Source organism: Micromonospora sonchi, from assembly GCF_014646235.1.
Lineage (GTDB): Bacteria > Actinomycetota > Actinomycetes > Mycobacteriales > Micromonosporaceae > Micromonospora > Micromonospora sonchi.
In genome coordinates, this window is sequence record NZ_BMNB01000024.1 from 81,904 (window position 1) to 95,389 (window position 13,486).

11 protein-coding genes are annotated in these 13,486 nt (G+C 70.5%); 8 read left to right on the plus strand and 3 right to left on the minus strand.

Annotated elements, in window-relative coordinates; translation table 11 throughout:
- The first annotated feature begins 79 nt into the window (after positions 1-79).
- The 3 genes from IEY61_RS22600 (at position 80) to IEY61_RS22610 (ending at position 3,967) form a co-directional block, all read left to right on the plus strand.
- Positions 80-1,009, plus strand: coding sequence for a hypothetical protein (locus IEY61_RS22600; protein ID WP_189047560.1), 930 nt, complete (start codon positions 80-82; stop codon positions 1,007-1,009).
- A gap of 725 nt (positions 1,010-1,734) precedes the next feature.
- Complete coding sequence (locus tag IEY61_RS22605; RefSeq protein ID WP_189047562.1) at positions 1,735-2,892, plus strand: aminotransferase class V-fold PLP-dependent enzyme; 1,158 nt, start codon at positions 1,735-1,737, stop codon at positions 2,890-2,892.
- 121 nt (positions 2,893-3,013) lie between these two features.
- Positions 3,014-3,967: a homocysteine S-methyltransferase family protein gene (locus IEY61_RS22610; RefSeq protein ID WP_189047564.1), complete on the plus strand. Its 954-nt coding sequence runs from the start codon at positions 3,014-3,016 to the stop codon at positions 3,965-3,967.
- Here the strand turns inward: IEY61_RS22610 and add are convergent.
- Entirely contained in the window at positions 3,925-5,016 is a 1,092-nt protein-coding gene (add, locus tag IEY61_RS22615) for an adenosine deaminase (protein ID WP_189047566.1), read from the minus strand. The genes IEY61_RS22610 and add overlap by 43 nt on opposite strands.
- A 155-nt stretch (positions 5,017-5,171) precedes the next feature.
- Here add and IEY61_RS22620 point away from each other — a divergent pair, with 155 nt between their 5' ends.
- Positions 5,172-5,885 (plus strand): winged helix-turn-helix transcriptional regulator, encoded by a 714-nt coding sequence (locus IEY61_RS22620; RefSeq protein ID WP_189047568.1) that lies wholly within the window; start codon positions 5,172-5,174, stop codon positions 5,883-5,885.
- On the opposite strand, the gene IEY61_RS22625 is transcribed toward IEY61_RS22620, so the two are convergent.
- On the minus strand, positions 5,813-6,562 hold the full coding sequence (locus IEY61_RS22625) for an NADPH-dependent F420 reductase (RefSeq protein ID WP_189047570.1): 750 nt from the start codon (positions 6,560-6,562) through the stop codon (positions 5,813-5,815). The genes IEY61_RS22620 and IEY61_RS22625 overlap by 73 nt on opposite strands.
- A gap of 285 nt (positions 6,563-6,847) precedes the next feature.
- Here IEY61_RS22625 and IEY61_RS22630 point away from each other — a divergent pair, with 285 nt between their 5' ends.
- From IEY61_RS22630 to IEY61_RS22645, 4 genes are all read left to right on the plus strand, one after another.
- Positions 6,848-8,737, plus strand: a complete 1,890-nt coding sequence (locus IEY61_RS22630) for an AfsR/SARP family transcriptional regulator (protein ID WP_189047572.1) — start codon at positions 6,848-6,850, stop codon at positions 8,735-8,737.
- A 73-nt stretch (positions 8,738-8,810) separates the two neighbouring features.
- Positions 8,811-9,704: a class I SAM-dependent methyltransferase gene (locus IEY61_RS22635; RefSeq protein WP_189047575.1), complete on the plus strand. Its 894-nt coding sequence runs from the start codon at positions 8,811-8,813 to the stop codon at positions 9,702-9,704.
- Positions 9,701-10,339 carry a YncE family protein gene (locus IEY61_RS22640; protein WP_189047577.1) on the plus strand — a complete coding sequence of 213 codons (639 nt, stop codon included), beginning with the start codon at positions 9,701-9,703 and terminating at the stop codon, positions 10,337-10,339. The genes IEY61_RS22635 and IEY61_RS22640 overlap by 4 nt, the downstream gene beginning before the upstream one ends.
- 36 nt (positions 10,340-10,375) lie before the next feature.
- A complete protein-coding gene (locus IEY61_RS22645) occupies positions 10,376-11,725 on the plus strand; it encodes an ABC1 kinase family protein (protein ID WP_189047579.1) in 1,350 nt (449 codons plus the stop codon).
- Between the two features lie 72 nt (positions 11,726-11,797).
- Here IEY61_RS22645 and IEY61_RS22650 read toward each other — a convergent pair whose 3' ends face one another.
- Positions 11,798-13,321, minus strand: coding sequence for an ABC transporter substrate-binding protein (locus IEY61_RS22650; protein WP_189047581.1), 1,524 nt, complete (start codon positions 13,319-13,321; stop codon positions 11,798-11,800).
- Positions 13,322-13,486: the final 165 nt, after the last annotated feature.

Consider the following 13,486-nt stretch of genomic DNA (forward strand, 5'->3'; position numbering starts at 1 on the left):
ATGTGGGTGGCGGTGGCTCGGCGCCGCAGTCGGCAAACTGCGAGAACACGGTCGATGTCGGCTCGCCGAGAATTCAGCCATGACTGCCACGGAGCGCGCCGGCCTGGATATTGTCCCGTCGACAGCGCCGACACGGCGGGGTCGGGTGATCCTGATCGCCGTCGGAGTCGGCGTACTGCTGTCAGTGCTGTGGTCTTACAAGTTCGTCGATCACACCATCGGCGATTCGATGGCCAACGCCCTCCTCGGCCGGGACGCGAAGGCGACCGCGATCAGCGGTACCGTCGCCGCCCTGGTCTTCGCGTTCGTCTCGGGTCTGGCCGGTACCTTCACCGCCTGCAACATCGCCATGGCCGCGTCGATCGGACCGATGAGCCAGGCGAACGCAGGTGCGGCGGCCCGCGCCGGGCTGCGTAGCCTGGTGCGGCCGGTCGGCTGGCTGACCCTCGGAATGGTGGCGGTCTCCGCCAGCTACGGGTTCATCGGCGTGCTGCTCGGTGAGCGGCTGCCGCAGCTGTCCACCGCCACCGTCGGGGCGCTCCCGGTCCGCCTGATCCAGTCGATGATCGTGTTCGGAGTGATCGGGCTGGCTTTCGTCTACCTCGGCCTGGCCTCCCTCAGCGTAGTGCGGGACCCCTTCGCGCACCGGCCGGTGGCTCGGGTGGTGGTGCTCGGCGCACTGGTCGGTGGCTTCCTGATCGGCCGGCCGTACCCGCTGTTCAACAAGCTGTTCCACTGGGCGGTGGAGAACGGAAATCCGTGGTACGGCGCAGGGGCCTTTGTCCTTCAGTCACTCGGCAACATCGCCATCGTCGTGCTCCTGTTCGTCCTGCTCGTGCTGGTCACACGGGGCGGTTTCATCCGTCTTCTGGCGGCCAGCCCGGCCCGCACCGCGGCGTTGACCGGCGGGATGCTGATCGCGCTGGGCGTGTTCCTGGTCGTCTACTGGAACGTGCGCCTGCCGGCGATGTTCGACTATGGCTGGTTCCCCACGATGCCCTACAACTAGCGAACGCCGACGGATACCCGCGATCGAGCGAGAGCTGATGCCTGGGCCACCACCTGCCGACGCTCAGCAGGCGGGAACCCGGGCCCGCAGCCATCGGGTGAGCGCGCGCGACGGCAGATGCCGGTCGTCCAGACGGGGAGCCCGGGCTGCTCCACTTGACGAGATCGGCGGTCCGCAACGATCGGCCGATCAGCGTGCCGGCGGCACAGAAAGGAAGGTCTGCTCGTGTCGGCTGCCTATCAGGGCGCAGATCCACCGGATGACGATGTGGCCGGGGCAGGAGCGGACGACATCGCGAACCAACGTCCCGGGCAGGGCCGCACCACCAGGCAACGATCGGCGCGGTCGCCGGCCGTCGGGCAGCGGCCGACAGCGGACAGCCGCTTCTGGTGGCGCTGGGGCTATGAACCCACCGAGGATGATCCCGTCCCGACAATCGGCGAGGAGCCGTCGGGCGGACCGGGACCAATGCCGTGATATCACGGAGCGCATTTACCACCTTGCAGAATGTCACCTTCGTGGACCTATTCGGCATTCGATATGGTATCTTTACGCTCCTATTTCGAATAGCACACTGCCGTGACGAACGTGATGTCGACATGCGCCCATCGAGAAGACCCTACGTAGGTGCGACCTCGCTACCGTGCTCCGTCTACGTAGCCCCCACTGACCGACGGCGCCGCCTGCGGTCGTACGCCAGTCGCGGCCCGATCCCCCCGGTTGAGATGACCTTCGGTGAACTGCAAGGGCTACCCCTGAAAGCCCTGGCGACGCGGCCGATCACAGAGCAGTTCCCGGATCTGAACTCAGGTGTCGTCCATCTCGATGCGCCCGCCGGAACGCTGGCCCACGCCGCCGTCCTCGATGTGCTCGCAAACTATCGGAAAAATAGCGCCAGCATGCCCCAGCGCCGCTCCCGGGTGGCGCTCAACTGGGCCGCCAACCGGTTCCGGGCGCTGATCGGCGCGCCCGGCGGCGCCGTCTCGTTCGGTCCCGACATGACGAGCCTGACCCGGGCCTTCGTACGCTCGATCGAGCCGGCTCTACTGCCAGGCGACGAGGTCGTGTGCACCACGCTGGACCATTGCTCCAATGTGGATCCGTGGCGACAGGCCGCTCACCGTCGGGGTGCCGCGGTACGGATGGCAGAGGTGTCCTCGGACGGCCGGTTGACCGTGGACGCGGTCGCCACCCAACTCGGCCCGCGGACCCGTTGGATCGCGGTGACCGCCGGATCCAACGCGCTGGGCAGCGCGCCCGAGCTTGTCCGGATCTGCGCCGCCGCTCGACTTGCCGGTGCCCAGGTCTTCGTCGACGGGGCCCAGGTGCCGGCGCACCTGCCGGTCGACGTCGCCGCGTGGGGCTGCGACGTCTTCGTCACCTCGGCCGCCACCTGGTACGGCCCCGGATGCGGCATCCTGTGGCGGCGCAGCGGTGGAATCTCCGCCACGCTGCTGGGCGACGTCGCGCCAACCGGCGGGCCGGGCATCGGGGCGGTCCTGGCCACCGGTGTCGCTGCCGAGGTGCTGCTGCACTGGGACCGCGCATCGGTCTTCCGGCACGGCGATCGGCTGGCGAATCTGCTGGCCCGGAGCCTCCGCATGATCGATGGGGTACGCGTGCTCGGTCGGTCGGACGACGCGGCGCGCCTGCCGATTGTCGCGTTCCAGGTCGCCGGCCGTCCGGCCGCCGAGGTGGCGGCTCAGCTGGCCGACGGTGGCGTCGTCGTCGGACACGGCACCTTCGGGTCGGAGCCGGCGCTGCGGGCCGTGGCACCGGACACCCCGGAGGCACTGCGAGCCGGCATGGCCCGTTACACCACCCGGGCCGACGTGCGTGCCCTCATCGCCATGCTCGCAGGGATCACGGCGACCCGCGACTGACGGGCCACTCCCAGCTTGCGCGGTCCCCACCGATCGGCCGCGAGGGCTCGAACGCCCGGCGTTGGCGTGCCACGATGGGTTCGACGCGCGGGCGCAGGCCCAACCCGACCAGGAGGGGGCGGTGGAACGACCCGGGGCACCAAACGGCCGGCCACTGCTCCTCGACGGCGCGCTCGGCACCGAACTGCAACGACACGGTCGCTCTGTCAGCGCTCCCTGGTGGACCGCGCACTGCCTGCTCGACGCCGCCGGCCGACGGCTGGTCGCCCGGGTCCATGCCGAGTACGTCGCCGCCGGCGTGGACATGCTCACAGCGAACACCTTCCGCACCACCCCGCGTACCGCCCACCGGGCCGGCGCCGGCCCCGGCACCGCCGCTCGCTTGGTGCACGTCGCGGTGTCCCTGGCCCGCGAGGCAGCCACCGCCGTGGCTCGCCCGGTCGCCGTCGCCGGATCGATCGCGCCGATCGAGGACTGTTACCGGCCCGAGCTGGTGCCCGACGACGCGGTGTTGCGCGACGAGCATGCCTGGCTGGCCGGCCAGCTCGCCCACGCCGGCGTCGACCTGGTCCTGGTGGAGACGATGAACACGATCCGCGAGGCGGTCGCCGCCGTCCGCGCCGCCCGCGCGTACAGCCTCACCACCTGGGCCAGCTTCGTGTGCGCGCAGGGTGGTCACCTGCTCAGCGGAGAGGACGTGGTGGCCGCCGCCACCGCGGTACGCGCCGCCGGGGCGAGCGCGGTGCTGGTCAGCTGCACCGATCCGGCCGGTACGGAACGGGCGCTGGCCCGGCTGGGGCAGGCCGACACCGGGCGGCTCGGAGCATATCCGAACCTGGAGGACCGCAGCGGTCTGCCGCCCGCGACACCGGTCGACCGGTACCTTCCGCCGGCCTTGTCGCCGACGGCGTTCGCCGGTCTCTGGGACACAGGTCCGTGGCGCGGCCTCGACATCGTCGGGGGCTGTTGCGGGTCCGGCCCTGAGCACATCGGCGCGCTGCGGGCCCGCTGGCCGCAGGATGCCGACGAGGGTCAGCCGGCAGCGGCCACGGACCGCGTCGCCCCGGGCGGGTAGGCCGGGACGATGCCCAGTGCGTCCAGCTCCGTTCGTACCCTCTCACGAAGCTTCATCCGCGCGGATTCGGGCAGCAGCGCGGCCTCGACGGCGATCATGGTCATCCCGGCGAGCTGCGCCACCGTGAAACCGTGCCAGCGCGCCGCGAGCCGGTGCTCGGCGACCAGGTCGGTGTGGAACATCGACGGATCGTCGGTGTTGAGGGTCATCCGCACACCGGCCTCCCAGAGCCGTCGCAGCGGGTGCGCCTGCGGCGTCGACACCACGCCGGTCCGCAGGTTGCTGGTGAGGCACACGTCGAGCACGACTCCCCGGTCCCGGAGCACCCTCACCAGCGCCGGATCCTCGACCGCGCGGATGCCGTGCGCGATCCGGGGTGGGTGGAATGCCAGGCAGTCCCAGACGCCCTCCGGTCCCACCGCCTCACCCGCATGCGGCACGAACGGCACACCACGTGCCGCCGCCCACCGGATCGGCTCGGCGAACAGCGACGCCGGGCGCTCCGGCTCGAAGCCTCCGAGACCGAGCCCCACCACACCGCCGGGTCCGCCCGCCACGGCCCACTCCGCGATCTGTTGGCACTCCTCGACCGACTCGCCACGGACGTGGTCCACGACGAACCGCATGCTCACCCCGACCCGCCGCCGCGCCTCCTCAGCGCCCCTGCGCACCGCGTCGAGCTGCTCGTCGAAGGGCATGCCGGACCCGCGCCAGTGCGTGCCGGGGCTGAACGTCACTTCCAGGTGTCGGACGTTCTGCCCGTGCGCCGCCTCGGCCAGTTCCTCGGTCAGCAGTTGGAGATCGGCCGGCTCACGTAGTGCCGCACAGCACTGTTCGTACAGTTCGGTGAAGTGCCGGAAGCTGCGGAAGCGGAACAGGTCGGTTACGCCCGCCTCGTCGAGGCGACCGAAGTCGAGCCCGTGGCGGCGGGCGATCCGTAGCAACGTTCCGGGTCGGATCGAACCCTCCAGGTGGACATGGTTCTCGACCTTGGGCAGCCGCTGGATCATTTCGTCACGGTCCGCCCCGAGCGGTTCGGCGGTGGTCACCGTGCCGATTCTAGGTTCGCCGCGACCTGACGGACCGGTTCCGGCAATGGTTGATCGGGTCCTGCGGGTAGGAGGGCAATCTGGAAGAGGCCGCCGTGTACTATGTCTAAGTAAAGGGGCGTTGCCTGGCCCACACTGCGGCATGGAGGAGCGCCGTGAAAGAGCAACGAGACCGCCGGACCTACGGCCAGCAGTGCGGCCTGGCTTTCGCACTGGATGTGGTGGGCGAGCGGTGGACCCTGCTCATCATCCGTGAGCTACTGGTCCGGCCGCGCCGCTACCGGGACCTCCTGGACGCTTTGCCGGGCATCGGCACCAACCTCTTGGCCGACCGGCTGGCCTTCCTGACCGAAGTGGGCATCACCCAGCCGCTGGACGCGGAGCGGCGGACCGCCGGTTACGCGCTCACCGAGTTGGGCGAGAAGCTACGCGAACCGGTCCTGGTACTGGCCCGCTTCGGACTGACACTGCTCGCCCAGCAGCCGGGGCAGGTCCGCGCGCCGATCACCCGGGCGTCGTGGGCCGCGTTGGCCATCGAGTCCATGGTCGACCCCGCGCGGGCGCTCGTCGACGAGGTCTACGAGTTCGACATCGAGGGCGAGGTCTTCCACGTCCGGGTCAGCGACGGCGAGGCGCGGACGATCAGCGGCACCGCCGGCCCGGACGCGACCCTCCGGGTAGCCACCGACGCCCGCACCTTCTTCGACCTCGGCAGCGGTGCGATCGAGCCGGTCGAGGCGGTGGTCAGCGGGGTGGTTTCGGTGACCGGGCCGGCGGCGGCCATGCCGCGCTGCCTCTACCTGCTGGGCCTGGGTGGCCGCCCGGGCATCGAGCGGGTGTTGTCGACGGCCGGCGGCGCGAGGCGTTGACGCTCACCGACCGGGACGGGCGGCCGGTCGGGCCACGCCGTGCCGGTGGGTGCCACCGCCGACAGCTCGGGCACGGCGAGGCTGAAGCCGAGCCGGCCGCGCAACGCATGCTGGCTGTCGATCGCCATCAGCAGTTCCGCCAACGACTCCAACGCCGGCGCCCGATCGATCCCGCCGACGTCAACCGGCACGAACCCGAGTCCATGCAGCAACGCGGCGCACTCGATCTTGGCCGACGGATGGTCCCCGGCCAGTGGCACCGTCACCGGCCGGCCGTCCAGCACGGGCTCGCCGAGCATGCCGGCGGGCACCGTGTTGAGGGCTTTGACCACCCGCCATTGTGGTAGCAGTTCCGCAAGCAGTCGGCCGCTCCGCCGGCCACCTCCGACGGTCGGCGGCGGGTTGGTCGTATCGACGACAGTGCGTCCGCGCCCGTCATCGAGCAATCCATCGCGGGCCAGCTCCACTGCGGCGTCAAACGGCAGCGCGAGCACGAGCAGATGGGACCGGGCGACCACGACGGGTGCCGGCACACAGTGGATCTCAGGGTACGAAGCCAGCCCGACGGGTCGTGCGCCATTGCGCGTACGGCCGGCAATGAGCACCCGTTTTCCCTGCACAGCAAGATTCCGGGCCAACGCAGAGCCCATCCGTCCGCGTCCGAGGACGCCGATCATCGGGTGCACCGCACGCCGCGGCGGCGACAACAGGCAGGCGGTCGTACGGACACACGCATCTTCTGACTCCGGGGTCGGTGGTCAGATTTCTCCGGCCGAACTCGACCCGAAAGCTCGGGTCCGGCGGGTCGTCGGACAGTGTCGCCCAGCCACCTTGACGGCGACTTGAACTCTCCCAGCATCCGGATTGACGCCGCGCGGCCCGGCGCGACCACTTTAAGTATGGAAGTTCTTCACTTAAGGTGGAGGAGAACCGAGCCAGCATCAGGACAGCTTGGGGGACCCGTGAAACGGACCGAGATCGAGCTCCAGATTCAGATTCTCGGTTCCGTGCGAGCGATGATCCACGGCCAGGAAGTCGACCTGGGGCCCCCGAAACAGCGGGCGGTTCTGGCCCTCCTGGCGCTGCGGGCCGACGGGCACGTGCCGTTGGACGACCTGACCGCCGTCCTCTGGTCGGGACGGCCTCCGGCTCGGGCCGCGAGCCTGGTGCACACCTATGTCGCGCGGTTACGTCACACGCTGGAGCCGGACACGCCACGACGTCAGCGCACCAACGTCATCGCCTCGGCACCGGGCGGCTATCGACTCACCGTGGCCGACAACCAGCTCGACCTGCTCCAGTTCCGCGCCGGTATCCGGGAGGCCGCGGCCTGGCACACGGCCGGCGAGAACGAGATCGCCTTCACCAGGTACCGGGAGAGCCTTGAGCGGTGGCGGGACCCACAGCTCACCGATCTGACCACGTTGCTGGTCGAACAGGACGACATCGGCCCGCTACGGCAGGAGTTTCTGGCTGCCGCACTCGACTACATCGGGCTCGGCCTGGAGTCGGGCCGGCCCGAGGTGGTCCTGCCACTGGCCGAACGGCTCGCCCAGGCCGAACCCCTCAACGAGCGGGTTCAGGCGCGGGTACTGCGGGCGCTGGCGCGCATCGGGCAACGCGCCTGGGCGATCGAACGGTATGCCGACGTCCGCACTCGGCTCAAGCTCGACCTGGGTGTCGATCCGGGGGCCGAACTGACCGAGGCGTACCGGGAGGTGCTGGACGCCGATCCGCCGCGACCTGACGGTGCGGCCCTGACCGGTGACCATCAGCCGCCCTGGCGGGGACCGGCAGCCGTGGTGGACGAACTGGTCGGGCGTTCGGCCGACCTCGCGGCAGTCTGCGACCTGCTGGGCGAGTACCGCACGGTGAGCCTCACCGGCCCGGCCGGGGTCGGCAAGTCGGCACTCGGCATGGCCGCGGCGTTGGAGCTGCGGGAACGATTCGCCGACGGGGTCGCGGTGGTGGATCTGGCGAACGCGCGCACCGGCCGGGAACTGGTTCAAGCGACGGCGGCGGTCGTCGACGAGCCGGGATCCTGGCACGCCAAAGGCTGCCTACCGCTGACGCACCGGCTGCACGACCGCAAACTCCTGCTCGTCCTCGACAACGCCGAACTGGTCACCGACGAGGCCGCCGACCTCGTCGACGACGTGCTACGCAGCTGTCCGCAGGTCACCGTCCTGCTCACCTCGCGGGAACTGCTCGGTCTGCCGTACGAGGCGGTGTATCCGGTGCGGCCACTGACCGTGGAGAAGGATCACGGTTCCTCGACGGCACCCGCGCTTGCGCTGTTCGCCCAGCGGGCGGTGCAGATCCAACCGGCGTTCCGACTCACCGAAAGCAACCTTGAGGCGGTGCGATCGGTGTGCCGGGCGCTGGACGGGCTACCGCTCGCCATCGAACTCGCCGCGGCGTGCCTGCGTACCCAGCGGCTGGAGGCGCTGGTCAACGTCGTGGACGACCCGCTTCGCCGGATCCGTCCGCGCCGCCGGGGGCTGCCAAGTCACCACCGATCACTGCGCGCCGCGGTGAACCGCAGCATGGAACTGCTGGGGCCGGCGGAGCAACGCTGCTTCGCCGCACTGGGCGCGGTTCCGGCGGAGTTCGGCCTGGAGGCCGCGGCGGTCGCCGGCCGGGCGATCGGCGGTGAACCCGAGACACTGCAAATACTGCTCGATCGGCTGGTGGACAAGTCGGTGCTGGAGGTCATGCACGGCGCGACGGGCCGCCGCTACCGAATGCTCGGCACGGTCCACGCGCTGGCGCGGCAGATGCTGCGCGAATACGGCGTGGACCGTTCGGCCCCCGCCAGCCGCTGCGGCTGCGGCTGCCACACCGGCCATTGAGGCGAGACATTCACCGATCACTGCTATATGATTCTTCAGTAGATGTTGGCGGTCAACGAGCAGGAGATCTCGTATGGACCAACGCCACCTGCTCATGCACCAGGCGATGCTCGGCGATCGCAGACGCGTCGAGTCCTACGACCGGGCACTAGCCACGGTCATCGACGAAAACACCGTGGTCGCCGACGTCGGCGCCGGCACGCTGGCGCTGACCGCGTTGGCGCTACGACACCGCGCCGCGCATGTGTACGCCGTGGAGGCCGACCCTCAGGTAGCCGCCGTCGCGGAGCGGATCATCAAGGCCAACGGCTGGCAGGACCGGGTCACCCTGATCGCTGGAGATGCCCGGCTCGTTCGCCTGCCTCAACAGGTGGACGTGACGGTCTGCGAACTGATGGGCAACCTCGGGCCGGAAGAGGACATGGCCCGTATCCTGCGGGTGTTCAACCGCCGTAACCTGCGACCCGACGGCGCCGTGGTGCCCGAGCGGGTGGTCACCTGGCTGGTGCCGGTGCAGTTCGGCACCGAAGGTTGGGGCATCTGGTCCCCGGACTTCTTCGGCATGCGGCTCGACGTGGTTCAGGAACTGGTCGACCCCGCAGCCCACCTGCACTTCCTCACCCAGGAGCCGACCCTGCTCGGCGAACCGGTCGCGCTGGTCGACACCGGCCGCGGCGACACCGGACTGCGCAACGCCCGCCCCCTGGCCCTACCGCTGCACACAGCCGGAACGCTGCACGCCGTGCTCGGCTACTTCACCGCCACGCTCGCCCCGGGGATCGAGCTGTCCAACATGCCGTCGTACCCGGGCTGCAACTGGGCAGTCTTCGTCTGGCCGCTCCGGCACACCGCCGTCGCGGCCGGCGACACCGTACACGTGCGTCCCCGACGTCCCGATGGTTCCGCCGCGCGGGATGTGACCCGGTGGCGCCTCGACTGTCGTCTCGACAGGGTGAGCAAACAATGATCATCTACACGGCTGCCTCGGTCCGTGACCATTCCGTCGACGCCGACCGGATCTCGGGCCTCACCTGGTCCGGCCACACCCTCTGGTACGCCGACGCCGGGCGCGGGCGGGCGGTCTGCCTCGACCCGCGCACCGGGGTGCCCGGCTCCGAACTGGCCTGTCCCGGTCTGGTCGCCGGGCTGACCAATCTCGGCGGGTGTCTCCTTTACGCCACGTCGACCACCCTGCGGCTGACCGAGCCGCAGAGCGGGGATGTGCTGCGTGAGGTGCCCAGCCCTCGGCCGGATGTGCAGGTCTGCGGCATGGAAGCGGGCAAGGACGGCATCTGGCTCGGCTGGCCGGACGCCCTGGAGTTACGGGACGCCTCCGACCTCCGGCTGCTCGCGACCATACCCGCGCCACTCGGTGTCGCCGGCATCACGGTCACCGACCGGTACGTCGCGCACACCGATCTGCTCGGCGAGGCCATCACGGTCTTCGACCTCCAGACCGGACGCAACGTGTTGCAGATCCAGGTCGACGGTCGACCCGCCACCAGCCTCACCTGGGACGGGCTCCGCCTGTGGTACGCCGACGCCGGCAACATGCGCCTGCGGGCGCTGGACGTCCCCGGGCTGTCCACCGCGCGGGACTGATCAGAACCCGGTTGACCCCCGGCAGGAAGGCGCCTGATGCTACCGCTCAAGTATCTCCTCAGCCTCTCCCCCACCGGCGCGCCGTCACTTGAGTCATCCCGCTCCCCCGCCCCCGAACGTCTCCAACTGACCGGTCGCGCGCTCGTCATCGGTTCGGTGGCCACGGCCTCGATGGCGGCGGGTGTCGTCGGTGCCTCGGCCACTGCGGTACGACACGGCAGGCCGGCCGGTCGGCGCCGGCTCGCTCGGGAGATCGCCCGGACCGTCGCCCGCCTCGGCCCCACCTTCATCAAGGCGGCCCAGGTCCTCGGCACCCGCCGAGACGTCGTGCCGGCCTGGCTCTGCGACGAATTGTCGATGCTCCAGGACGATGTGCCGCCGATGACCGCGACGCAGGGACGCACCGCGCTGCGCGAGGCGTACGGCGACGAACTGGACGAGGTATTCGTCACTGTCGAAAAGGTTCCGACGGCCAGCGGCAGCATCGCCTGTGTCTACCGGGCCACACTGCTCGACGGCGGTACGGTCGCGCTCAAACTGCGCCGTCCCGGAATCGGCCCCCGGATGGCTGCCGACCTCGCGTTGCTGCGTCGGGGAGCGGCGCTCGTCGCCCGGTTGCCGATGTTCCGAGGGGTGCCGGTGCGTGAGGTCGTCGACAACCTCTGTGAGTCGGTGCTCGGGCAGGTCGACCTCGGCCGTGAAGGGCGGGACCTCGGCCGCCTGCGGGAGGATCTGGGTTCGGTGCCGCGGGTGCTGGTGCCGCGGGTGCATCCGGAGGCGAGTCGCCCGGCCGCCATCGTCATGGACTTCGTCTCGGACCTGGCCGTTGACACCGCGGACCGGTGTTCCCCGGCGTTGCGCCGGAGGTTCGCGGCCTCCACGCTGGCCGTGGTCTATCAGATGCTGTTCATCAACGGCTTCGTTCACTGTGACCTGCACCCGGGCAACCTCTACTTCACCCGGGGTGGCCAGGTGGTGGTGCTGGACGCCGGATTCAGCGTCCAGCTGTCGGAGCGGATGCGGGACCTGTTCGCCAACTTCTTCCTCAACATGTCGATCGGCCGGGGCGAGCGCTGCGCGGCGATCGTGCTGGAGAGCGCCATCGGGGTGTCCGACGACGCGGACGTGGGGGCGTTCACCGAGGGTGTCACGGACCTGGTGGCCCGCAGCTACAAGCTGTCCGCCAAGGAGTTCAGTCTGATCGCGTTCGCGGGTGAACTGTTCGACCTGCAACGCCGGTACGGGGTCGCGGCGTCGCCAGAGCTGGTGTTTCCGTTGCTGTCGCTGCTCGTGGTGGAGGGCACCGTACGGTCGCTCGATCCGGACATCGACTTCCAGGAGACGGCCAAGCCGATCCTGAACCGCGCGTTGTTCGGCATCCGCTGAACCACCCGATCGACAAGCGGGGGGACCGGTCGACCGGTCCCCCCGCTCGGGATCGTCAGCGCCCCGGTGCGGTCACCACCGGGCGACTCCGGTGGCTACGGCGTCGGCCCGAGCACGCGGCCAGTCGGCCACGATCAGGGGCACCAGGCGCAGGTCGGCGGTGGCCAACCGGTCGAAGCGGCGCCACAGCGTGGTGGCCGTGCCCGAGTCGAGCGTCCGCAACGCGTCGATGGCGACGCCGGCCGGGTCACCGACACCGTCGTCAGCGGGCCAGATCCGGTGCAGCAGGTCCCGGTTGGCGTTACCGGCCCATCGCGGCGCCCACTCGTGCAAGGTGAGATCGGCACCCGGCTCGCCCGCCGACACCGTGACGACGCCGACTCCGTACCGGACGAACACATCGGCCAAGGCCGCCGCCACGACCGCCGGCCGTGACCCGGCCGGCACCGCCAGGACCAGCCTGCGTCCCGGCGTCAGTCCGGCGTCAGCGAGCAGGTGCCGGGCCCGTGGCGGATCACCGCCATCGGGTGCGGCGCCGGCGGCTGGCGCGGCACCCGGGTCCCCGGGTTGCAGGACACCGTGCTGTGCGGCGGCACCAGTGGCGCCGGCAGAGCGTGCCGCCTCGGCGAGGGCGGCCCGGTCGACCGCCCAGGACAGCGCGCGGCGGGCAGCGGACGACCACGCCGCCCCGCCGGGCGTCGCGGACAGGTAGTAGCTGCAACCGGTGCCACCGAAGCGGGCTGCCGACGCCGGCAGATCCCAGGAGAGCACCCCGAAGTCGGTAGCGTCATCCACCGGCTGGCCGCCGGGGGAGGCCACGATGTCGATGCGGGACGCGGTCCGCCGGCGGATCGGGTCGGTGGCCGGTTCCCACCGGGGGTTGGGCTCCAGGACGAAGTCACCACCGGGGGTCAACTGCCGGGCGATCCGGTACGGCCCGCAGGCCGGGTTGCACCGGTACAACTCGGGGCTGTCCGACACGTAGTAGTCGTACTCGCGTGGGGCCATCGCGGCGTACCCGGTGGCCAGCAGGTCGATCAGGTCGTTGGCCGGCTCGGTGAGCCGCAGCACGACGGTGTCGTCCTCGGCCCGTAGCCCCGGTACCCGGGTGAGGTGGGAGAACTGGGCGAGCGCGGGGGCGTGCGCCTCCCAGTGCCCGAACTCCTCGTCGTATCGCCGGTAGTAGTCGGCCAGTCCCTCGATCAGCGCGCCGAAGTACGGCCGCATCGGCCGGGCCAACGGATGGGCCGTGCGCTTGAGGCCCCGCACGGCGTCGCTGGCACCCACCTCCCGGGCACGCTGCGCGTCCCAGCGCACGCCCGGGCGCATCCGGATACGCCAGGTCCGGCCGTCCGCGCTGATCCCACCGTTGTCGACGGTGGGCAGTTCCCGCGCGATGTCGGGCACCGGTCGAGCTTCCGGGTCGTCGGTCACGGGGCAGGCGAACAACTGTCGGGTGATGAGCCGGAGCACCTGCCCGGTCCCGATCCTTCCCGGCTCGCCCTCGTCGGGCATTCCGCCGACCGGCCGCAGAAACCGAAGCTGGCTGCGGTCGGTCGGGGCAGCGGTGGACTCCCGCTCGCGTACGCCGGTCATGCGGGCACCGTCCCCACACCCGGGACGGCGTCCGGCATCTCGACCGGCCGCTCGGAGCCATGGAAGACGAGCTTGGACTTGTCGATGTCGTTCGGGTCGCCCTCGCAGTCCACCACGACGATCTGACCCGGGGTCAGCTCGTTGAACAGGATCCGCTCGGAGAGG